The sequence below is a fragment of the Janthinobacterium paucivorans genome (assembly GCF_051380805.1).
Classification (GTDB): domain Bacteria; phylum Pseudomonadota; class Gammaproteobacteria; order Burkholderiales; family Burkholderiaceae_D; genus Janthinobacterium; species Janthinobacterium lividum_D.
Window position 1 is genome coordinate 341,021 of record NZ_JBNYXR010000001.1, and the last position, 22,410, is coordinate 363,430.

General features: G+C 62.9%; 18 protein-coding genes. 11 read left to right on the top strand and 7 right to left on the bottom strand.

Going from position 1 to position 22,410, the window contains the following annotated elements; translation table 11 throughout:
* Window positions 1-42: 42 nt before the first annotated feature.
* The 3 genes from ACQ4V8_RS01490 to ACQ4V8_RS01500 all read right to left on the bottom strand — a co-directional run bounded on the left by ACQ4V8_RS01490 (window position 43) and on the right by ACQ4V8_RS01500 (window position 5,310).
* A complete protein-coding gene (locus ACQ4V8_RS01490; RefSeq protein ID WP_157998759.1) occupies window positions 43-327 on the bottom strand; it encodes a hypothetical protein in 285 nt (94 codons plus the stop codon).
* A 150-nt stretch (window positions 328-477) separates the two neighbouring features.
* Window positions 478-3,048 (bottom strand): cyanophycin synthetase, encoded by a 2,571-nt coding sequence (cphA, locus tag ACQ4V8_RS01495; RefSeq protein ID WP_070346452.1) that lies wholly within the window; start codon window positions 3,046-3,048, stop codon window positions 478-480.
* An 84-nt stretch (window positions 3,049-3,132) separates the two neighbouring features.
* Complete coding sequence (locus ACQ4V8_RS01500) at window positions 3,133-5,310, bottom strand: cyanophycin synthetase (protein WP_436570783.1); 2,178 nt, start codon at window positions 5,308-5,310, stop codon at window positions 3,133-3,135.
* Between the two features lie 512 nt (window positions 5,311-5,822).
* Here ACQ4V8_RS01500 and ACQ4V8_RS01505 point away from each other — a divergent pair.
* Both ACQ4V8_RS01505 and ACQ4V8_RS01510 read left to right on the top strand, forming a co-directional pair.
* On the top strand, window positions 5,823-8,105 hold the full coding sequence (locus ACQ4V8_RS01505) for a cyanophycin metabolism-associated ABC transporter (protein ID WP_080570671.1): 2,283 nt from the start codon (window positions 5,823-5,825) through the stop codon (window positions 8,103-8,105).
* Window positions 8,106-8,107: 2 nt separating this feature from the next.
* On the top strand, window positions 8,108-8,578 hold the full coding sequence (locus tag ACQ4V8_RS01510; protein ID WP_010400467.1) for a cyanophycin metabolism-associated DUF1854 family protein: 471 nt from the start codon (window positions 8,108-8,110) through the stop codon (window positions 8,576-8,578).
* Between the two features lie 57 nt (window positions 8,579-8,635).
* Here the strand turns inward: ACQ4V8_RS01510 and ACQ4V8_RS01515 are convergent, their stop codons facing one another.
* Window positions 8,636-10,150: an AMP nucleosidase gene (locus ACQ4V8_RS01515; RefSeq protein ID WP_010400465.1), complete on the bottom strand. Its 1,515-nt coding sequence runs from the start codon at window positions 10,148-10,150 to the stop codon at window positions 8,636-8,638.
* A 112-nt stretch (window positions 10,151-10,262) separates the two neighbouring features.
* Here ACQ4V8_RS01515 and ACQ4V8_RS01520 point away from each other — a divergent pair, with 112 nt between their 5' ends.
* Window positions 10,263-10,865: a TetR/AcrR family transcriptional regulator gene (locus ACQ4V8_RS01520; RefSeq protein WP_010400464.1), complete on the top strand. Its 603-nt coding sequence runs from the start codon at window positions 10,263-10,265 to the stop codon at window positions 10,863-10,865.
* An 11-nt stretch (window positions 10,866-10,876) separates the two neighbouring features.
* Window positions 10,877-11,689, top strand: coding sequence for a type I methionyl aminopeptidase (gene map / locus ACQ4V8_RS01525; RefSeq protein ID WP_010400463.1), 813 nt, complete (start codon window positions 10,877-10,879; stop codon window positions 11,687-11,689).
* On the opposite strand, the gene ACQ4V8_RS01530 is transcribed toward map, so the two are convergent.
* Window positions 11,686-11,808, bottom strand: a complete 123-nt coding sequence (locus ACQ4V8_RS01530; RefSeq protein ID WP_261980910.1) for a hypothetical protein — start codon at window positions 11,806-11,808, stop codon at window positions 11,686-11,688. The two genes, map and ACQ4V8_RS01530, sit on opposite strands and share 4 nt — an antisense overlap.
* A gap of 327 nt (window positions 11,809-12,135) precedes the next feature.
* Here ACQ4V8_RS01530 and ACQ4V8_RS01535 point away from each other — a divergent pair, with 327 nt between their 5' ends.
* Both ACQ4V8_RS01535 and ACQ4V8_RS01540 read left to right on the top strand, forming a co-directional pair.
* Entirely contained in the window at window positions 12,136-13,029 is an 894-nt protein-coding gene (locus ACQ4V8_RS01535; protein WP_436570784.1) for a DMT family transporter, read from the top strand.
* A gap of 38 nt (window positions 13,030-13,067) precedes the next feature.
* Window positions 13,068-13,655 carry an O-methyltransferase gene (locus ACQ4V8_RS01540; protein ID WP_010400461.1) on the top strand — a complete coding sequence of 196 codons (588 nt, stop codon included), beginning with the start codon at window positions 13,068-13,070 and terminating at the stop codon, window positions 13,653-13,655.
* Between the two features lie 4 nt (window positions 13,656-13,659).
* Here ACQ4V8_RS01540 and ACQ4V8_RS01545 read toward each other — a convergent pair whose 3' ends face one another.
* Window positions 13,660-14,169 carry a GAF domain-containing protein gene (locus ACQ4V8_RS01545; RefSeq protein WP_436570785.1) on the bottom strand — a complete coding sequence of 170 codons (510 nt, stop codon included), beginning with the start codon at window positions 14,167-14,169 and terminating at the stop codon, window positions 13,660-13,662.
* Between the two features lie 67 nt (window positions 14,170-14,236).
* Complete coding sequence (locus ACQ4V8_RS01550) at window positions 14,237-15,127, bottom strand: LysR family transcriptional regulator (RefSeq protein ID WP_436570786.1); 891 nt, start codon at window positions 15,125-15,127, stop codon at window positions 14,237-14,239.
* Between the two features lie 85 nt (window positions 15,128-15,212).
* Here ACQ4V8_RS01550 and ACQ4V8_RS01555 point away from each other — a divergent pair, with 85 nt between their 5' ends.
* From ACQ4V8_RS01555 to ACQ4V8_RS01575, 5 genes are all read left to right on the top strand, one after another.
* Window positions 15,213-16,205 (top strand): aldo/keto reductase, encoded by a 993-nt coding sequence (locus ACQ4V8_RS01555; RefSeq protein WP_010400458.1) that lies wholly within the window; start codon window positions 15,213-15,215, stop codon window positions 16,203-16,205.
* A 130-nt stretch (window positions 16,206-16,335) separates the two neighbouring features.
* A complete protein-coding gene (locus ACQ4V8_RS01560; protein WP_050855944.1) occupies window positions 16,336-17,181 on the top strand; it encodes a CheR family methyltransferase in 846 nt (281 codons plus the stop codon).
* A 1-nt stretch (window position 17,182) separates the two neighbouring features.
* The gene (locus ACQ4V8_RS01565) at window positions 17,183-17,791 is read left to right on the top strand and encodes a chemotaxis protein CheB (protein ID WP_010400453.1); all 609 of its coding nucleotides are present in this window, start codon (window positions 17,183-17,185) and stop codon (window positions 17,789-17,791) included.
* Window positions 17,792-17,896: 105 nt separating this feature from the next.
* A complete protein-coding gene (locus ACQ4V8_RS01570; RefSeq protein ID WP_043462512.1) occupies window positions 17,897-19,021 on the top strand; it encodes a hybrid sensor histidine kinase/response regulator in 1,125 nt (374 codons plus the stop codon).
* On the top strand, window positions 19,018-22,407 hold the full coding sequence (locus tag ACQ4V8_RS01575; RefSeq protein WP_436570787.1) for a hybrid sensor histidine kinase/response regulator: 3,390 nt from the start codon (window positions 19,018-19,020) through the stop codon (window positions 22,405-22,407). Before ACQ4V8_RS01570 ends, ACQ4V8_RS01575 begins: the two co-directional genes overlap by 4 nt.
* The last annotated feature ends 3 nt before the right edge of the window (window positions 22,408-22,410 follow it).

Sequence of the window (22,410 nt, forward strand, 5' to 3'; positions counted from 1 at the left end):
CGTGCCTCAGATTAATAGCTTGCGGCGACGGAACAGGATTGGTCAGCACGCCGGTAGCGGCAAGCCCTGCGCCAGCGTCGTCGTGCGCGGACGCAGGCGGGCAAACTGATGCGGCCCTGCCGGCTGGCGGCGCGCTGCCGTGGTCAGCACGCGCAAGGCGATGGGCAGCGGCACGTCGTGGCAGTGCAGGAACAGGGCGGCGGCGGCCGTGCCGGCCATTTTCTGCAAGGCCAGTGCATGCTCGAGCAGCGCCGTCGTGCGCATGTCGAGCCGCACCGGGATATCGGGCTGGAATAATTGTGCATCAAGCTGTCGTGCATCGCGCATGCTGTCCCCGCCGCGTTCGCTAGTCAAGTTGCCAGCATAAAAGTGTCCCGGCGGCGGCACCTTGCGCCACATCACTGCACTGACGGATAGATTCCATCAGGCAAAAAAAGGGCGGCCCGCAGGCCGCCCTCGTGCTCACTGATGCAGTGCTTAGGCTTCGGCGACGCGCTTGGCGATGTGCGCCAGCGCTTCTTCCACCTGGTCGATCAGGATCAGGCACAGATCGCCTTCGTTCAAGCGTGCCAGGGCCTTGTCGATGGCGACGAATTCGCCGTTGATTTCATCGATATGGCTGGTGCGCTTGGCGCCGTTCAAGCCCTGGCGCAGCAGCGCCACGACTTCGCCGTCGGCGCGGCCGCGCTGGCACTGGTCCTGGTACAGCAGCACGTCATCGAAGGCGGCGCCGAGGATTTCCGTTTGCTGGCGGATATCTTCGTCGCGGCGGTCGCCGGCACCGCTGATCACCACCAAACGGCGCTTGGCCGGCATGCTCTCCACGGCCTGCACCAGCGCCAGGATGGCGTCCGGATTGTGGCCGTAGTCGGCGATCAAGGTGGCGCCACGATAGTCAAACACGTTGAAGCGGCCCGGTGCATTGTCGGCTTCATTGGCAAAGGTTTTCAGGCCCAGCGCGATGGTTTTCCAGTCCAGGCCCACGGCCCAGGCGGCGGCGAGCGAAGCCATGACGTTGTCGACCTGGAAGCCAATGGCGCCATTGCGCGTGATCGGCACCTGCGACAGGGCGATCTCGTGGCGTTCCTGGCCTTGCGCCGCGACCAGCTTGCCGTCTTCCACGTACACCACGCGGTTGCCCTGCGCGCGGTGCGTGGCCATCACGGGATGCGTCTTGTCGGCGGCGAAGAAGGTCACCGTGCCGTTGCAATTCTTGGCCATGCGCGCGACGGCGGGGTCGGTGGCGTTCAGCACGGCGACGCCGCTGTCGGCCACGTTCTGCACGATCACGCGTTTCAGCACGGCCAGGTCTTCCACGGTGGTGATGTAGTTCAGGCCCAGGTGGTCGCCTGCGCCGATATTCGTCACCACGGCAACCTGGCAGCGGTCAAAAGCCAGGCCTTCGCGCAGCATGCCGCCGCGCGCCGTCTCGAACACGGCCGCGTCGACGTCAGGGTGCAGCAGCACGTTGCGCGCGCTGCGCGGGCCGCTGCAGTCGCCACTGTCGATCTGGCGGCCTTCGATGTACACGCCATCGGTGTTGGTCATGCCCGTGCGCAGGCCGGACGTGGTGAGCAGGTGGGCGATCAGGCGCACAGTGGTGGTCTTGCCGTTGGTGCCGGTGACGGCGACAACGGGGATGCGGCCATCGTCGCCCTCGGCGAACATGGCGGCGATGATGGCTTCGCCCACAGGGCGCGGCTTGCCGAACGACGGCGCCAGGTGCATGCGCAGGCCCGGCGCGGCGTTCACTTCGACGATGCCGGCGTTCTGCTCTTCCAGTGGTTTTAAAATGCTTTCGGAAACCACGTCCACGCCGCAGATATCGAGGCCCACCATGTGCGCGGCGGCGACGGCGCGCGCCGCCACTTCCGGGTGCACGTCGACGGTGACGTCGGTGGCCGAGCCGCCCGTCGACAGGTTGGCGTTATTGCGCAAAATCACGCGCTGGCCCACGGGTGGTACCGATTCGGCCACATAGCCTTGCTTGGCCAGGCTGGCCAGGGCGATATCGTCAAAGCGGATTTTCGTCAGCGAGGTGGCGTGGCCGCTGCCGCGGCGCGGGTCCAGGTTGACCTGCTCGACCAGTTGGCGCACCGTGTGCTGGCCGTCGCCCACCACTTGCGGCGGGTCGCGGCGGGCAGCTGCCACCATCTTGTTGCCGATGACGAGCAAACGGAAATCGTGGCCCGGCAGATAGCGCTCGACGAGGATGTCGTCGCGGAACTCCTGCGCTGCAATGAAGCCGGCCGTCAGCTGTTCGCGCGTGGTGACATTGACGGTGACGCCCTTGCCCTGATTGCCATCCTTGGGCTTGACGACGACGGGCAAGCCGATCTCGCAGGCGGCGGCCCAGGCGTCATCCGCATCGATGACGACGCGACCTTGCGGCACCGGCACGCCGGCCGAGTCCAGCAGCTTCTTGGTCAGTTCCTTGTCTTGCGCGATGGCTTCGGCAATCGCGCTGGTGCCATCCATTTCGGCGGCCTGGATCTTGCGCTGCTTGCTGCCCCAGCCGAACGTCACCAGGCTGCCTTCGGTCAGGCGGCGAAACGGGATATTGCGTGCCACGGCGGCGTTGACGATGGCGCCCGTCGAAGGGCCCAGGCGCACGTCTTCATCGAGTTCCTGCAACTGATGCAGGGCGCCGGCCAGGTCGAACGGCGCGTCGTCGAGTGCAGCCTGACACATTTTTTGCGCAAGTTCCAGGGCCAGGCGGCCGACCGCTTCTTCCGAATATTCGACGACGACCTGGAAGATGCCCGTTTCCAGTGTCGGCGTGGTGCGGCTGAACGTGACGGGGCAGCCGGCTTGCGCCTGCAGGCCCAGCGCCGCCAGTTCCAGCACCTGCGCCATCGGCGCGGCGTTGTAATTGCCCAGCGGTTGCAGCGGGCTCAGTTGCGGAAAGAGCGACCGCAGGCGGGCTTCGAAGCCGGGCAGCTGGGCGATGTCGAGTTCCTGCGCGGTGCAGGAAACAATGGCTTCCACGGCGGTGTCGTGGCTCCAGAGGTTAGGGCCCCGCAAGGCCCGTACGCGAGATACTTCCATAATTAAACCGTAATCCTGTTGTGTTCTTGTGGGCCCGGCCGTCATGACCGGGCTTCGGTCTTAGCTTAGGTTTTAGCTTGAGTATTAGTTGCCGATGCAGCCGGGGGCAGCGTCAAACGTGCGCAAACCGGCGCAGATAAGGTCGACGGGCAGGTTCAGGGCCCACGCGGCGGCCGCAACGGCCAGCACGCTGTCGACATTGCCGACCGTGGCCGGTTTCAGCAGGTCCAGGCACAGCAAGACCGTTTCGCTGCCGCCTTCGGCCAGTACAATGTGCTTGTCGCGCACGAACACGGCGCGCTGGCCGGCAGCCAGTTGCGCTGCGATGGCGGCCAGGCTGCCGTCCTGCGCATACAGGGTCACGCTGCCGTCGCACAGCTCGGCCAGTTCCAGCACTTGCGCGTTGGCGGCGTTCAACACGGCCACGCCCGTTGGCATCACCACGTCGACCTGGCTGCGCACTGCCTTGTACAGGCCGGCATCGTCCAGCACGTCGAAATCCTTGACGCTTTCAAGGCTGCCCATGTCGGTGACGACGCCGATCTGGCACTTGTCATAGGCCAGTCCTTCGGCCAGGATCATGCGTGGATTGCTCTCGAACAGAGCCGTCTGCACGGTGCGGTTGAGCAGCAGGCGCTGGCCCGCGTCCCAGTTCACGCAATCGCTGCTGACGACGCGGCGCTGGTCCAGGTACATGCCTTCGCTGCAGACGGCGCCCGTGTGCAGACCAGACAGGTTGAGCAGTTTGCACAGCATGCGTACGATCAGGCTGGCGCCGCGCGTGCCCGTCACGCCGATCAGCGGAATGCGGCCCGTTTCTGCTGGCGCGAACAGGTGCTCGACGATGGCCGCGCCGACAGGGCGGCTCTGGCCTACGCCGGGCTTGATGTGCGCCAGCAGGCCGGGGCTGGCATTGACTTCGATGATGGCGCCGCGCTGCTCTTCCAGCGGACGCGTGATGTCTGTCGTGACCAGGTCGATGCCGGCAATATCGAGGCCGACGACTCTGGCCGCCAGCAGGGCTGCATGCACGACGGACGGGTGCACGTCGTCCGTGACGTCGATGGCCACGTTGCCGTTCGGCTGGATCAGCACTTTCTGGCCCGCTTGCGGCACGGACAGGGCGGTCATGCCCTGGCGCTGCAGTTCCAGCACGATTTCGCCCGATTCATGCGGCTTGACGGTGCCCAGCGGGAAATCCTCGCCTTCGCCGCGGCGCGGGTCGATATTGATCTGCGTGTTCACCAGTTCCAGCACGCTCGACACGCCGTCGCCGTCAACCCACAGGGATTCGCCCTTGGCGGCGGCGATCAGCTTGTTGCCGACCACCAGCAGACGGTGTTCGTCGCCGGTGATGAAGCTTTCTACCAGCACGGCCGAGCTGTCGCCCTTGCGCGCTGCCAGTTCGTAGGCCGCCTTGACGTCGCTTTCGGTCATCAGATTGAGCGACACGCCGCGGCCGTGATTGCCGTCATACGGTTTGACGACGACGGGCACGCCGATGTCCTGTGCTTCTTCCCAGGCCGCTTCGGCGCTGCGCACCAGGCTGCCTTCGGGCACGCGCACGCCGCACGATTTGAGCAGGAATTTGGTCAGGTCCTTGTCGCTGGCGATGCCTTCGGCAATCGCGCTGGTGCGGTCCGTTTCGGCCGTCCAGATGCGGCGCTGCGCGGCGCCGTGGCCCAGTTGCACCAGGTTGCCGTCGTTCAGGCGCAGCGAAGGGATGCTGCGCTCGGTGGCGGCATCGACGATGCTGGCCGTGCTCGGACCGAGGCAGCGCGAGTCGACCATGTCGCGCAGGGGGGCCAGCGCCGCTTCGAGATCGTAGGCTTCATCATTGATGGCAGCCATCAGCAGTTCGCGCGCGGTGGCCAGGGCGGCGCGGCCCACCTGTTCTTCGCGGGTGCGGAAAGCCATCTTGTAGACGCCGCGCTGGCTGGTCGAGCGCGTCTGGCCGAAGCCCGTGCGCATGCCTGCCAGGTTTTGCAATTCCAGCACCACGTGTTCGAGGATGTGGGCCGACCACGTGCCTTCACGCAGGCGCTCGAAAAAGCCGCCCCGTTCGCCCACGCCGCAGCGGTGTTCGATCATGCCCGGCAGCCACGCCACCAGACGCTCGTACAGGCCGGGCAGGGTATTGGATGGATAGTCTTCCAGTTCGCCGATGTCGACCCAGGCCTCAATCACGGGACGATAGGTCCAGATGTTGGGGCCGCGCAAATGAGTGACGCGGACAAATTCGATGTTCTTCTTCTTGATCATGTAAGTGGTTTCTTGATAACAGGCCAGGCGTCTGGGCGCCAGATACTTTATGTAGGCTCTACAGAGTCTTTTCAGGCTCGTGCTTGGTTCTTTATCCCGGGTATGCGCAGTGTGCCACTTTTAGTGGTCTCTTGTCGCGTTTGCTGCTCGTATTCTGCTGGTGTTGTCATTCTAATTGATACTATTTGTTGCCTTACTTGTTATAAAGATACCGACTCAGGGCTAAGCCGGGGCATTTGCGCAACAGCGAGCTGTTGTATACTTGCCCATGCTCAGGGCCGCGTTGCATACGCGCCGCGCCTGCCTGGCACTGCGCGCGACGGTCGCCAATTTTTTTGCGTCATTTTGCCATCCATTGCCTACTTGCAGGCATCCATTCGATACAATACAGGAAATTGCCACTGGTGCATCTACCTCGCCATCGCGCAATACACAAACATTGATCGGGCGTCTGCCCTATCCCCCAAATCCCGCCCTGAAGGGCTTGGCCTCGAGCCGGAGTATGCTTTACGATGACAACTGAACAGAGTGTTCCTGCAACAACTATTCCCCTCAACTCGCTGCCCGCGCCTGTAGCACAAGCCTGGCTGGCGGAGGTGGAAAGCAAGCTTTCTCCAGGGGAGAACGTTTTAAGTAGCGTTGAGGTTGACCTCGATGCGCGATTACGTTTCACAAAAGGCATAATTGTTGTTACCGAGCAGCGTTTGCTGGCCCGTTCACCGGGTGATACTGCCTGGAAAAGCTGGTCTTTCCGCGCTGGACTGCGCCTCACGCACCACGACCATGCCGGTGTCGGTCACATGGAATTGTTCGATGACCACGGCCGCCTGGCCTCGTGGCGCTTCACGCTGGGCCAGAATTTGCACGCCATCCGCGTGCTGGAGCAGTTCGTCGAGCGCCTCGACAGCCACCTGACGGGTCAACCCGTGCTGCAAGCGGAGCAGGAAGTGTGTCCGAGCTGCAAGGCCCCTTTGGAGCCGGAGCAGGAAGAATGCCCGATCTGCGCCAAGGTGCTGTACACGCCGCCGTCTACCTGGACCCTGTTCCGCCTGTGGCGCTTCGCCCATCCCTACCGTGGCCAACTGGCCCTGGGCTTCATGCTGATGCTGCTGAGTACCGCTGCGCACATGATTCCGCCTTACCTGACGGCGCCGTTGATGGATAATGTGCTGATTCCATATCAAAACGGCAAGCAGATCGACCCGTGGCTGGTGGTGTACTACATGAGTGGCTTGCTGGGCTCGGCCCTGCTGGCCTGGCTGCTGGGCTGGGGCAAGACCTATGTGCTGGCGCTGGTGTCCGAACGCATGGGCGCCGATTTGCGCTCTGCCACGTATGAACACTTGATGAAACTGTCGCTGGAATTCTTTGGCGGCAAACGCACGGGCGACCTGATGTCGCGCATCGGCAGCGGCAGCGATCGCATCTGCGTCTTCCTCTCGCTGCACTTGCTCGATTTTGCCTCCGACGTACTGATGATCATCATGACGGGCGTGATCCTGTGGTCGATGAACCCGTGGCTGGCCATCATGACGCTGGCGCCATTGCCCTTCATCGCCTGGATGATCCACCTGGTGCGCGACCGTTTGCGCACCGGTTTTGAAAAAATCGACCGCGTCTGGAGCGAGGTGACCAACGTGTTGGCCGACACCATACCCGGCATCCGCGTGGTCAAGGCGTTTGCGCAGGAAAAACGCGAAGCGGCCCGCTTCCGCGACGCCAATGCGCACAACTTGGCCGTCAACGACAAGTTGAACAAAGTTTGGTCGCTGTTTTCGCCCACCGTGTCCTTCCTGACGGAAATGGGTTTGCTCGTCATCTGGTGCTTCGGTATCTGGCAACTGTCGCGTGGCGAAATCACCGTCGGCGTGCTGACCGCCTTCATCGCCTACAGCACGCGCTTCTACAGCCGCCTCGACTCGATGAGCCGCATCGTCTCCGTGACGCAGAAATCGGCGTCCGCCGCCAAGCGCATCTTCGACATCCTCGACCATGTGTCGAGCGTGCCGGAACCGGCGCAACCGGTCAAACTGGAGAAGATCGAAGGCAGGATCGATTTGCGCGAAGTCGGTTTCCGCTATGGCAACCGGGCCGTCAACCGTGGCATCACCTTGAACATCAAGGCGGGCGAAATGATCGGCCTGGTCGGTCACAGCGGTTCTGGCAAGAGCACCCTGGTCAACCTGATCTGCCGTTTCTATGATGTGTCGGAAGGCGCGATTTTGCTCGACGGCGTCGACATCCGCTCGTTCGCCGTGTCCGACTACCGCCGCAATATCGGCCTGGTGCTGCAGGAGCCGTTCCTGTTCTTCGGTACCATCGCGGAAAATATCGCCTACGGCAAGCCGCACGCGACGCGCCAGGAGATCATCGCCGCTGCGCGCGCCGCGCATGCCCACGAATTCATCCTGCGCCTGCCGCAAGGCTACGATTCGATGGTGGGCGAGCGTGGCCAGGGCTTGTCCGGCGGCGAACGCCAGCGCATCTCGATTGCGCGCGCCCTGCTGATCGACCCGCGCATCCTGATCATGGATGAAGCGACATCGTCGGTCGACTCGGAAACGGAAAAAGAAATCCAGAAGGCGCTCGACAACCTGGTGCAGGGCCGCACGACGATCGCCATCGCGCACCGCCTGTCAACCTTGCACCGGGCCGACCGCCTGGTGGTGCTGGACCGTGGCCAGGTCGTCGAAGTGGGCAGTCACGATGAACTGATGGCGAAAGAGGGCGCCTATTTCCGCCTCTACGAAGCACAGGCGCGCAACAACGAACTCGCCCTGGATGACAAGGAATAAGCATGGCCAGTACAATTTTTACATTAAGCCGTGACAGCTTCGGCAAGCTGCTGATGACGGACGCCGATGGCCAGGTCTTTGAAGGCGTGGTGCCTGTGCGCGCCTTCCCCATCCAGTCGCCCGACGAAGGCATTTCGCTGGTGCTGGGCAATGGCAAGGAAGTGGCGTGGATCGACCGCCTCGATGCCTTGCCGGAACCGGCGCGCAGCCTGCTGCAGGAAGAGCTGGAAGGGCGCGAATTCATGCCCGAGATCGCGCGCGTGAAAAGCGTTTCCAGCTTTGCCACGCCGTGCACCTGGCACGTCGATACGGACCGTGGCGAGACGCAGTTCGTGCTGAAAGGCGAGGAAGACATCCGTCGCATCGGCGCCACCTCGCTCTTGATCGCCGACAACCACGGCATCCATTTCCTGATCCGCGATATGTTCAATATCGACAAGACGACGCGCAAGATACTCGACCGCTTCCTGTAAGCGGCAGTCACTGAAGTTGAAAAACGGCGCCTGCATTTTGCTGCAGGCGCCGTTTTTTTATTGGAACGCCACCTCCGCAAAGCTGCGCAGCTTGCGGCTGTGCAGCCGGTCCACGCCCTGGCGGCGCAGCAATTCCACGGCGCGTATGCCGATGCGCAGGTGCTGGTCGACCCGTTCTCGGTAAAAGTGGTTGGCCATGCCGGGCAGCTTGATTTCGCCGTGCAGCGGCTTGTCGCTGACGCACAGCAAAGTGCCATACGGGACGCGGAAGCGGAAGCCGTTGGCGGCGATCGTTGCGCTTTCCATGTCCAGCGCGATGGCGCGGCTCTGGCTGAAGCGGCGCTCCGGCGTGCGCTGCGGCAGCAGTTCCCAGTTGCGGTTGTCGGTGCTGGCCACGGTCCCCGTGCGCATGATGTGTTTCAGGTCATGCCCCGTCAGCTGGGTGATTTCCGCCACCGCCGTTTGCAGCGCCTGCTGGATTTCTGCCAGCGGCGGGATCGGCACCCATAGCGGCAAGTCTTCGTCGAGCACATGGTCTTCGCGCACATAGGCGTGCGCCAGCACGTAGTCGCCCAGGCTTTGCGTGGTGCGCAAACCGGCGCAGTGGCCCAGCATCAGCCAGGCGTGCGGGCGCAGCACGGCGATATGGTCAGTGATGGTCTTGGCATTGGCCGGTCCGACGCCGATATTGACCATGGTGATGCCGCTGCCATCGGCGCGCAGCAGGTGGTAGGCCGGCATCTGCGGCAGGCGTGGTGGCGCGGCGCCCAGCGCATCTTCGCTTTCGACCGCTTGTCCGACCCGGCGCGTGACCACATTGCCCGGTTCGATAAAGGCGATGTAGCCGTCGTCGTCCGAGGGCGCGGTGGCGTCGGGCGTACGTTCCATCATGGCGTGGCCCAGGCGGATGAATTCGTCGATATAGAACTGGTAATTGGTAAACAGCACGAAGTTCTGGAAATGCTGCGGCGAAGTACCGCTGTAGTGGCGCAGGCGCTGCAGCGAATAATCCACGCGCGGAGCGGTGAACAGGGCCAGCGGCTGCGCTTCGCCGTGCGCCGGTTCGTGCGTGCCGTTGGCGATGCCGTCGTCCATGGCCGACAAGTCGGGCAGGTCGAACAGGTCGCGCATGGCCATGCGACGACCCGCATCCATATTGCCTTCGATGTGGTCATGCTCGGCGAACGAGAAATGTACGGGGATCGGTTGGGCGCTGACGCCCACTTCCAGTTGCACCTTCTGGCCGCTGTTATGGTTTTTCAGCAGCAGGGTGAACTGGTCGAGGTAATAGTCGCCGAACAGGTCGGGGCGCGTCAGGGTGGTTTCAAACACGCCGGGACCGGCGACAAAGCCATAGGCCAGCGGCGAGTCGGCGCGCGCCACGGTGTCGGTCTGGATGCGCACGAAGGGGTAGCAGGCGCGTATGCGTTCGTGCATGTCCGCGCCGGCGACAAAGCGCTGCAGCGCGTCGCGCAGGTGTTCGATGCTGCTGCGGTAAATGGCTTGCACCTGTTCTAACGCCAGGCGTGGATCGTCGAAGCGGGAGGAGGCGATGAAGGGGGGCGTAAGCAAGCGGATTCTCCTTGTAGCGGTTCGTGCATACCATTGTAAGGCAGCGGGGCAACTCTTGTCGGTGCGTGCACGGCCGCTTGACGGATTCAAATAGAATCTGTATTCTATTTGAATGGTCAGACTAGCAAAATTTAACGAAAATAACTTCATCGATGGCGCCATCGCCATCGCCGCCCAGTGCGGCGTGGCCGCCGTGTCGATGGCGGCCATCGCCGTCAAGGCCGGCGCGCCCATCGGCTCCGTGTATCACCGCTTCGATTCGCGCAATGCTATCCTGGCACGCGCCTGGCTGCGCGTGAAAGGCGACTTCCGCGAGGAAGTGGCCAGCCGCTGGCTCGGCGGCGATACCTGGGCTGGCGTGCATGGCTTGCTGGACTGGTGCCGGCGCAAGCCCGTGTATGCGCGCTTCCTGCTGCAATGCGCCGACAACCCCGATTTCAGCAGTGGTCTCAGCGAGCAATTGCTGGCCGCCGTGGAGGAAGAGCAGGCGGCGCTCGATGCCTGCTTTGTGCGCTGCGCCGAAGCCATGCCCGCCGCCGCGCAGCCGGACCTGGACCACATGCTGCTCAAATTTGTCCTGATCGATGCCCCCGTGGCCGTCGTCAAGCCCTACCTGACCCAAGAGCGGCCGATACCTGCCACTGTCGACGCCATGCTGCGCGCCTCGCATGACGCGGTGCGCGGCTGGGCCTTACACACCACATCACACTCATAAAGAAGAAATCCATGCGCTATTCCACCCAGCTTGAACACGGCAAGAAAATCCCCCTGCACGACGAAGAAGGCTTCATCGGCATGCGCGCGGCTGGCCGCATCGCCGCCGACACGCTCGACTACATCACGCCCTTCATCAAGCCTGGCGTATCGACGGCCAAGCTCGACGCCTTGTGCGAGGAATTCATGCGCGCCGCCGGCGCCATCCCCGGCACCATCGACTACCACGGCTACAAGCATGCCAGCTGCATCTCCGTCAATCACGTGGTCACGCACGGCATCCCGTCCGAGACCAAGATCTTGAAAGTGGGCGATATCCTCAACATCGACGTGACGCCGAAGTTCCAGGGCTGGTTTGGCGACACCAGCCGCACTTTCAAGGTCGGTGCCGTGTCCATCCTGGCCAACCGCCTGGTCAACACGGCGTATGAAGCCATGATGGCCGGCATTCATACCGTGCGCCCGGGCGCGACCTTGGGCGACGTGGGCGCCGCCATCGAAGCGGTGGCCAAGGCGCAGGGCTTTTCCTCCGTGCGCGACTTTTGCGGCCATGGCGTGGGCCAGGTCTTCCACGACACGCCGCAAGTGCTCCATTACGGCCGCGCCGGCACGGGCATCGTGCTCGAACCGGGCATGATCTTTACCATCGAGCCTATGCTCAACGTGGGCAGCTACCAGGTCAAGGTCTTGCCCGATAAATGGACCACGGTGACGAAAGACCGTTCGCTGTCGGCGCAGTTCGAGCATTCGCTGGCCGTGACGGAAACGGGCTTTGAAATCTTCACCCTGACCGGCTTGCCCGATACGCTGGCGTCAGCCGCTTAAGGCTGTCCCTGCGCGACGGCCTTGATCGCGCGCTCCTCGCCCATGTCGGAGGCGATCTTCCAGCGCTGCATGGCGCTGGCGTGGTCCGCGCGCGTCAAGCCCGCGCCGTCCCAATCCATTAGCCCCAGGTGATAGATATCGCCCGCGCAGCAGCTTTTCCACGATATCGTCCAGGGTCAGCCAGCGCAAGTGCGTGCCGTACGCCACCAGATGATGCTTTTCTGCGTCCAGCGTGGGCGGCGGCGCAACTATTACCGCGGCAGGCATCGCTGGCCACTCGGATGGCACTGCTCAGCGCACTGCTGGTCCGACTGTGCTGTTTCTTCCTGCTTTTTGCTGTTTTTTTCTGTTTTTTTCTGTTCTTTACAGCGCTTGTCCGGTGCGCCTTGTCTGCCTCGATACCTAGCATGCGAAAATGGCCGCCATTCAATCATGGAGTTCTCCGCATGCAAGCCAAGCAGTATCTGTTTCCCGTGATCGCCGTGCTGATCTGGGCCATCAACACCATCGTCAGCAAGATGGCCGTCGGCGTGATCGATCCTGCCGCCATCTCGTTCTACCGCTGGCTGCTCGCTGGCGTGCTGCTGGCGCTGGTCTTTGGTCGCGGCGTGTGGAAGCAGCGGGCCGTGGTGAAACCTTATATGGGGAAACTGTTCGTGCTCGGTATGCTGGGCATGGTGATGTACCAGTGCCTGGCCTACATCGCCGCGCAAACGACGACGGCCACCAATATGGGCATCCTGGCCTCGTTGATGCCCTTGCTGGCTGTGGGCCTGTCTGTATTACTGCTGGGCGAGGCGCCCACCGTGGGCGGCGTACTGGGCGGCATGGTGTCGCTGCTGGGGCTAGGCTATCTGCTCAGCCATGGTGATCCGGCCGCGTTGATCTCCCACGGCGCGGCCATGGGCGACGCCCTGATGTTGCTCGCTTGCCTATCGTATGCGGCTTACGGCGTGCTGCTCAAACGCTGGAAGATTCCTCTCAATAACTGGCATTGCCTGCTGATTCAGGTCTGCTGCGCCGTGCCCGTGCTGTTTGTGTATTACCTGAGCCAGTCCGCGCCGCCCGTCACCAGCGCCGGTTTGCCGCTGGTACTGTTTGCCGGCATTCCCGCCTCTATCATCGCGCCGTTTTTGTGGATGCATGGCCTGGCCAAGCTCGGTCCCAGCCGTGCCACGACATTGATGAATTTGCTGCCGGTGTTTACCGTCATCATCGCCATGCTGTTTTTGGGGGAAGTCTTGCACGTCTATGATGTGATCGGTGGCGGTGTGACCTTGCTCGGTGTGGTGATGGTGCAAACCCTGAAACGCCCTCTGCGTCGTCGCGCCAGCGCCTAGTTTTTTTGCTATGCTGATGCTTTAAATAAGGAGGCAGCATGCCTAGCATCGACACTTTGTTGAGCGAGCTCGAAGCATTCGGTAGCAGCAACGATGCACTGCACACGCAGCGCGCCAGCCGCATGCTCAATATTACGCGCGACACGGGCCAATTGCTGGCCGTGCTGGTGCACGCGCGCGGTGCGCGCCGGGTGCTGGAGATCGGCACCTCGAACGGCTATTCCACCCTGTGGCTGGCGCGCGCGGCGCAGGCGCTCGGTGGCAGCGTGGTGACGGTGGAACAAGCCCAGGACAAGTTCGACATGGCGCATGCCAACTTTGCGCGCGCGCAATTGCAGGGCGTGATATGCCAGCTGCTGGCGGACGCGGGCGACGTGCTGCGCGATGCGGCGCACGGCGCCTACGATTTCATCTTTCTCGATTCCGCGCGCCAGCAGTATGCGCAATGGTGGCCGCAATTGGACCGCGCGCTGGCGCCCGGCGGCGTGCTGGTGGTCGACAACGCCGCTTCGCACTACGCGGACATGGCCGCTTTCCTTGACGCCATCCGCGCCGACAGCCGCTACACGACCTGCCTGGCCACTGTCGGCAAGGGCGAATTCATCGCCGTCAAGTCCGGCAACTGAGTCATTACTCGGCGACGATAGCCGCTTCCAGCACGCGCACCAGCGATTCGACGCCTTGTGCGTCGACTTCATCGAAGCGGCCCGTCAGGGGGCTGTCGAGGTCGAACACGCCGATGATATTGCCTTGCGCAAACACGGGTACCACCAGTTCCGAGCGTGAATTGACGTCGCAGGCGATGTGGCCGGGAAATGCATGGACATCTTGCACCACGATGGACTTGCCCTCGACGACGGTGGTGCCGCATACGCCGCGGCCCTTCTTGATGCGGATGCAGGCGGGCTTGCCCTGGAATGGCCCCAGCACCAGCTCCTCGCCCTTGAGGAAATAAAAGCCGGCCCAGTTCAAGCCCGGCATGGTGTTGAAGACCAGCGCGCTGAAGTTGGCCGTATTGGCGATGAAGTCGCTCTCGCCCGACAGCAAACCTTGCAACTGCGAGCGCAGGTCTGCGTACATGGCTTGCTTGGCGGCGGGGGTGTCGGTGTCGTAGGCGGTGTCGCTGGTGGTGAATGTCATGGTCGTGGTGGCGCGCAAAATGGTGAAGGCGTGATGGTAGCGCGTTTGGCGCCTCTGTGTGCAGCCCTCACCTATGCAGATGTTCTTGCGCCAGCTGGCGCAGCAGGGGCAGGGCCGCATGGTCGTGCCCATCGCGCCAGGCCAGGCCGATGCCGACCGCCAATGCTTCTCCCTCCGCCAATTGCCGGTAAGCCACGCCAGCGAGGCGCAGCGCGCGGAAGGAGTCGGCCAGCAGGGCCATGCCCTTGCCGGCGGCCACCTCGCTGAGCAGCACATGATGGTCCAGCGCCTCGCGCAAGAAAGTGGGGACGAAGCCGTGGCGCTGAAATACCTGCTGGCAATGGTCGAAAAAGGCTGGCTGGCGTGCTCGTTCGAACCAAAAAATCGGTTCTGTTGCGATGTCAGCGAGGCCCAGCTTGCGCTTTTTCGCCAGCCTGTGGCTAGCGGGCAGGGCCAGCATCATGGGCTGGCGCGCTAGCGGCTGGACGGCCAGCTCGAAGGTGGCGCTGGGCAGGGCCAGCAGGGCCGCATCGAGCTGGCCCTTGCGCACGGCTGTGACCAGGCGCGGCGAGGGCGCAGCCGTCAGTTCCAGGCGCAGCGTGCCTAATTGACTGCTCAATGCTGCCAGCAGGGGCTGGAACAGGCCCGCTTCCACCGAACTGGTCAGGCCCAGGCGCAGGCGCACGGGAGCGCTGTCTTGCCGTAGGGACGCTTGCGCCACCTCTAGCAAGTCGAGGATGTGCAGCGCCTGCGGCAGCAGGGTGCGGCCCGCCTGCGTCAGGGCCACGCCCTGGGTGTCGCGCTCGAACAATCGTGCGCCCAGCCGCTCTTCGAGCAGCCTGATGGCGCGCGACAGGGGCGGCTGCGTCATGTGCAATTGTTCCGCCGCCTGGCGAAAGTTCAGGCAGCGGGCGACGCCGCAAAACAGGCTCAACGCATGGGTGTCCAGGGCTCTCATACCAGAAAGGTATCACGAAATTGCACATTCCCTTGTCGGCCTGCGCGGTCCAGACTTGCCGCCTTGACACTTGAAGGAGATCAACATGCAACTGCCACAACGACGCATCGGCCACAGCGGCTTGAACAGTTCGGCACTGGGCCTGGGCTGTATGGGCATGTCGGAATTTTATGGCGCCACGGACGAGGCGCAATCGTTGGCCACCCTGGACGCGGCCCTGGCCGCTGGCGTGACCCTGTTCGACACGGCCGACGCCTACGGCTTTGGCCACAACGAGCAATTGCTGGGACGTTTCTTGAGCAAGCACCGCGGACAAGCCCTGGTCGCCACCAAGTGCGGCCTGGTGCGCGTAGCGGGCAGCTATGCGCGTCGCGTCGATAATGGCCCCGCTTACATCCGCCAGGCCTGCGATGCGTCGCTGGCGCGCCTGGGCGTCGATGCCATCGACTTGTTTTATCTGCACCGCTTGAACCTCGATACCCCGCTGGAAGCGTCGATGCAGGCGCTGGCACAACTGCTACAAGAGGGCAAGATCCGCGCCGTGGGCCTGTGCGAAGTGAGCGCCGCGACCTTGCGGCGCGCGGCGGCGCTGTGCCCGGTGGCGGCCGTGCAGAGCGAATACTCGCTGTGGACGCGCGAGCCGGAGCAGGGCGTGCTGGCCGCCTGTCGCGAAGTGGGCGCCAGTTTCTTTGCCTATAGCCCGCTGGGGCGCGGTTTCCTGACGGGCACCATAGCCGACCCGGCCAGCCTCGACGCCGGGGACTTCCGCCAGTTCAATCCGCGTTTCGCCGCCGGGAACCTGGCGCACAACCAGGCCATCGTTGCGCAAGTTCAGCAGTTGGCGCGCAGCAAGCGGTGTACGCCGGCCCAGCTGGCGCTGGCCTGGCTGCTGGCCCAGGGCGACGACATCATCCCGATTCCTGGCACCAGGCGCATCGCCTACCTGCACGACAACCTCGGTGCGCTGGCCGTGCAGCTGGACGCGGCGGAACTGGCGGCGATGAGCGCCGCCTTTCCTTTGGGCATGGCAGCGGGCGCGCGCTATACGGCGGAAGGGATGAAGGGCGTGGATGCCTGAGGAAAAGTGCGCCGAGTGTACGCTAACGTACATATGCGACACTTTAGCTGCGCGATAATCGTCGACGATCTGCCAGTATTTTGGCTAGTCCCAGGCACCCGGCCAGTGCAGCGGGGCCGGGGCATGCAGCATGTATAGAGGAGAGGATTTCGGATTGCTGGACGATGATATTTTCGATATCGAAATGAAGTTATTGCTTGAGGCAATATTGCTGAGGTATCAGCATGATTTCCGCGATTATTCCGTGGCGTCCTTGCGCCGGCGCATGCTCCAGGCCATGGAGCGTTTCGGCTGCACCAGCCTGTCGCAGCTGCAGGACCGCATCTTGCGCACACCGGCCATGTTCGCGCAACTATTGCAGTTTTTTACGGTCCAAGTGAGCGAGATGTTCCGTGACCCCGCCTATTTTCGCGCCGTGCGCGAAAAAGTCGTGCCCGTCTTGCACACGTATCCCTCCATCAAGATATGGGTGGCCGGTTGCAGCAGCGGCGAAGAGGTGTGGTCGCTGGCCATTTTGCTGGAAGAGGAAGGGTTGCTCGAGCGCAGCATGATTTATGCTACCGACATTAATGTCGAGGCGCTGGCTGCGGCCGAAGCGGGCATCTATTCGGTCGAGCGCATCGCCCAGTTCAGCGAAAATTATCAACGCGCCGGTGGCAAGCGTTCGCTGTCCGACTATTACACGGCCGCCTACAAGGGCGCCATCTTTGACCGGCGCCTGCGGCGCCAGTTCGTCTTCGCCGACCATAGCCTGGCGACGGACAGCGTGTTTTCGGAGGTACACATGGTTTCCTGTCGTAACGTCATGATTTACTTCAATAAAGACTTGCAAGACCGCTGTCTGGGCCTGTTCCACGAAGCGCTGGTACACCGGGGCTTCCTGGGCCTCGGCATGAAGGAAAGCCTGCATTTCAGCCGCCATGGGCGCAGCTTCAACGAGCTGAGCGCGGTAGAGCGCATCTTTCAGCGAGCCTGATATGTTGCCGACCTGTGAGGTAGCGCCACCGCCCGCCGGCCTGCGCCTGATCGCCATCGGCGCCTCGGCAGGCGGCGTGGAAGCGCTGGGTATCTTGCTGAGCGCCATGCCGGCCATCTGCGGCGCAGCCGTGGTGGTGCTGCTGCACCTGGCGCCTGGCCAGTCCAGCCGCTTGCCGCAGCTGTATGCGGCGCGCTGCGCGCTGCCTTTGCGCGTAGCGCAGGACAAGGAAGCGCTGCAAGGCGGCACGGTCTACTTCGCCCCGCCCGATTACCACCTGCAAATCGAACCCGATGGCTGTTTTTCCCTGTCGCAGGAAGCGCCCGTGCATTTTTCGCGCCCCTCTATCGATGTCTTGCTGGAAACAGCCGCCTACGCCTACCGGCGCAGCATGCTGGCCATCATCTTGACGGGCGCTTCGGCCGATGGCGCGGCGGGACTGGCGCGCGTGCGCCAGCTGGGCGGCAGCGCCTGGGTGCAGGACCCGCAACGGGCCGTTTGTGGCTTCATGCCGGCCGCTGCGCTGAAGCGCGCGGGCGCCGACCGGGTGCTCGATTTGCCGCAAATGGCTGCCAGCCTGGCCTTGCTTGGCGATGCCGAACACAAGTGAATGGGAGTGAGGTAGTACGTGTAATATAGGTGAATACTGAAACACTATTTATGTCTTTATTGAAATACGATGGCAGCCTGCCGTTGCGATGCTGAAGATGACTCCGTGACCGCACCTATCCATATCCTCGTCGTTGACGACATCGCGCAAAACCTGGTCGCCGCCGAAGCCGTGTTGGCACGGCCCGGCATTGTTATCCTGAAAGCAAGCTCGGGCGCGCAAGCGCTGGAGCTACTCTTGTCGCATGAGGTGGCACTGGCCCTGATCGATGTGCAAATGCCGCAGATGGACGGTTTTGAATTGGCCGAACTGATACGCGGCAGCGAGCGCACGCGCAGCATCCCCTTGATTTTTCTCACGGCTGCGTCGCGTGAGGCGAGCTACAGTTTCCGCGGCTACGAGGCCGGTGCCGTCGATTTTCTCTACAAGCCTATCGACGTGAAAGCCTTGCAAAGCAAGGTGGCGGTGCTGGTGCAGCTCTACCAGCAAAAGCGCGAATTGTCAGCCCAGCTTGATGAACTCAAGCATGCGCTGCACCTCAATCAGTTATTTACGGCCGTGCTGGGCCACGACTTGCGCACGCCCTTGTCGGTGGTGATGAATGGCGCCATGCTGTTGCCGATGATGAGCGAGCACCCGAAGGTGATCGTGACGGCGCAGCGTATTGAAAGCAGCGCCAAGCGCATGGCGCGCATGGTCGACCAACTGCTGGACCTGGCGCGCATCCGTTCCGGTACGATGGAGTTGCGCAGCAGCACGCACGACTACGCGGCGCTGGCGCGCTCCATCGTCGAAGAATTCGAGACGGCCGGCCAGGCCCCGCTTGTCGAAATGAGCAGTGTTGGCGAGTTGCACGGGCAATGCGATGCGGGCTTGCTATCGCAAGTGATCTCGAATCTCTTATGCAATGCCATCACGCATGGCGAGGCGGGTACGCCGGTGCAGCTGTTCCTCGACGGGCGCGCCGCCGACAGCATTGAGTTGCGCATTGTCAATCGCGGCGTCATCCCCGCCGCTTTGCTGCCGACCCTGTTCGAGCCGTTCCAGCAGGCGGGCGAAAAGCGCAGGTCGGGGCAGGGCTTGGGACTGGGCCTGTACACAGTCAATATGTTCGTCAAGGCCCACGGCGGCACGGTCGAACTCAGTTCGACGGCCACACAGGGCACGTTGGCGACGCTGCGCATGCCGCGCCATTGTCAGGTGCGCGTGCAAGCGGGCGTGGCTGCATGAGCGCGCCAGCCTGGCCGCGCGGTGGCGGCAACATGGGCACGCTGGTGCGCCAGCATGACTGGTCCGCCAGCAGCCTGGGCGCGCTCGATGGCTGGCCCGCCCATCTGCGTACCAGCGTTGACATCGTGCTCAATTCACCGATGGCGATGGTGCTGATGTGGGGGCCGCAGCACGTGATGATTTACAACGACGACTACATCCAGATCGCCGGGGCGCGCCATCCGGCGGCGCTGGGTGGCACAGTACCCGCCGTCTGGCCCGAAATCTGGGACTGGAACGCGCGCATCCTCGAGGCGGGAATGCGCGGCGAGACGCAGGTGCACCGCGAATGCTGCCTGCCGCTGTTGCGCGAAGGGCAGCGCGCGGATGTCTATTTCGACCTGTTTTACACGCCCGTGCATGGCGTCGGCGGCCAGGTCGACGGCGTGCTGTGCACGGCGCTGGAATTGACGGCGCGCATGGAAGAGGGGCGCCAGTTGAAGCTGGCCACGGCCGAGCTGGGCGAACTCAACACTACCTTGCAGATGGAGAGCGAGGCAGTGCGCGCGGCCAACCGCCGCTTGGGCGAAGAACGGGCGTTGTTGCGCGCCCTGTTCCAGCAGGCGCCCAGCTTCATGGCCTTGCTGCGCGGACCGCAGCATGTGTTCGAACTGGCCAATGAACATTATTTACGCCTGGTGGGACGCCGCGAACTGGAACTGCTGGGCAAAACCGTCGAATCGGCCTTGCCCGAATTCAAGGCGCAGGGCTTCATCGCGCTGCTGGACCAGGTCTACCGTACGGGCGAGTCCTACGAAGGGCGCCAGGTGAAGGTGGATTTGCAGATGGCGCACGGCCAGTCGGGACCGCGCTATATCGACTTCGTGTATCAGCCCATCAAGAATGACGAGGGCGTGGTCACTTGCATCCTCGTCGAGGGCCTTGACGTCACCGAGCGCATGGAAGGCGAGGAGCGGCTGCGCCTGGCCCAGCAGGCGGGCGGTATCGGCAGCTTTGAATGGTTCCCCGAGACGGGCGCGATGCTGGTGTCGCCCATGTTCCGTCGCCTGTGGGGCATTGCCGACGACGTGGAGGTCACGCAGCAGTTGCTGGTGAGCCTGGTGGACGAGCGGGACTTGCAGAAGGTGGGGCCGAGCAAGCTTGATCTGGTGCAAAATCCCCTTGAGTATGTGGAGTACCGCATCCGCCGCCCTACCGACGGCGCGGTGCGCTGGATCGCGCGCCAGGGCGAAGTGGTGGCCGGCCGCGTGCCGGGCCAGCGACGCTATGTGGGCGTGTCGTTCGATGTGACGGAACGACGCCGGATCGAGGATGAGCTCAACGCTAGCCAGGAGCGCATGGCGGCCATTTTCGGTCAGGCTTCGGTGGGCTTGTCCGAGCTGGGCCTCGATGGCCGTTTCCAGCGCGTCAACGGTGCCCTGTGCCGCATGTTGGGCCGCTCGGCCGAAGAGCTGCTGAGCCTAAACATGAAGGACATCATGCATCCGGCGGACGTGACTGGCAACAGCGTGCTGTTCCAGCGTCTGGTGGAAACGGGAGCCTCGTTCTCGCTGGAAAAGCGCTACCTGAAGCCCGATGGTTCACAAGTGTGGGTGTCTAGCAATGTCAGTCGTTTGCTCGACGAGCAGGGACAGACGCGCTCCTTGATTGCCGTCAAGATTGATATTACGGAGCGGCGCCGCGTGGAAAAAGCGCTACATGAATTGAACGAAACGCTGGAACACCGTGTCGAACAGGAAGTCAATGAGCGTGCCAAGGCGGAAGATGCCTTGCGCCAGGCGCAAAAGATGGAAGCCGTGGGCCAGCTGACAGGTGGCATCGCGCACGACTTCAACAACGTGCTGCAAATCATCTCCGGCAATTTGCATTTGCTGCATCATTTGACGGGCACGGATGGCGTGATGCGCCAGCGTCTGGAGACGGCGCTTGCCGCCGTCGAGCGGGGCGCCAAACTGTCGTCGCATCTGCTGGCGTTTGCGCGGCGTCAACCGTTGAACCCCGTGGTGGCCGACCTGGCGCGTGTGGTGCGCAACATGGATGCGCTGCTGCGGCGCGCCCTGGGCGAAGCGATCGACATCGTGCTGGTGGGCGGCGGAGGGCTATGGAATACGCTGGTTGACCGCAGCCAGATCGAGAACGTGATCCTTAATCTGGCCATCAATGCGCGCGATGCCATGGATGGCGTGGGCAAGCTGACCATCGAGCTGGGCAATGTTGTGCTCGACGAGCAGTATGTGCACAAACTGCTCGACGTGCCGCCCGGGCAATATGTGATGCTGTCGGTGACGGACACTGGCCGCGGCATGAGTGGCCCCGTGCTGCAGCGTGCGTTCGAGCCGTTTTTTACCACCAAGCCGGAAGGTGCGGGCACGGGCCTGGGCCTGTCGATGGCATATGGCTTCGTCACGCAAAGCCGCGGCCATATCCGCATTTATAGTGAACCAGGCGTAGGCACGGGAGTCAAAATCTATTTGCCGCGTTCCCTGATGGCCGAAGCGGACGAGGAAGTGGAATTGAGCGGCGTCGTCGCGGGCGGCACGGAAACCGTGCTGGTGGTGGAAGACGACGTGGGTGTGCGCACCACCGTAGTCGACATGTTGGGTGCGCTAGGCTATACCGTACTCAAGGCCGAAGATGGCGAAAGCGCGCTGGCCGTGCTGCAAGGCGACGCGCAGATCGACTTGCTGTTTACCGACGTGATCATGCCTGGCCCTGTCAGCAGCACGGAAATGGCACGCCAGGCGCGTGAGTTGCAGCCTGACATTGCCGTCCTGTTTACCTCGGGCTATGCGCAAGACATCATCGTGCATGAGGGCAGGCTCGACGTGGGAGTGGAATTGCTCAGCAAGCCGTATCGGCGCGAAGAACTGGCGCGCAAATTGCGCCATGTGCTGGCCAATTGCCAGCAGCAAATGCGCGCGCGCCAATGTGAGCGGTCCGGCATGGCGCTGCGCGGCAGCATGACTGCCAGCGTTCTGGAGGGCGGTACGCCAGGGCTGGACTTGACCGGCCATGCTTTGCTAGCGCAGGGTGAGATGCCGACATCGATGAAAATTCTCGTGGTGGAAGATAATCTCGATTCGCAGTTGATGGTGTGCGAACTGGTGGGCATGCTGGGCCACACGGTCAGTGGTGTTTCCGATGGCGAGACGGCGTGGGAATTGCTTAAAGAGCAAGAGTTTGATATCTTGTTCACCGATGTCAGCCTTCCCGGCATGTCCGGCATCGCGCTGGCACGCATGGTGTTGCGCGAGAAACCGGGTATGCGCATCATCTTTTCCACCGGCTATGGCAAGGAGTCGATGGACGAACTGGGGTTTTCCGCCAGTGTTTTGCGCAAGCCGTATGATTTGACGGAATTACAAGCAGCACTCGACCAACCCTGACGG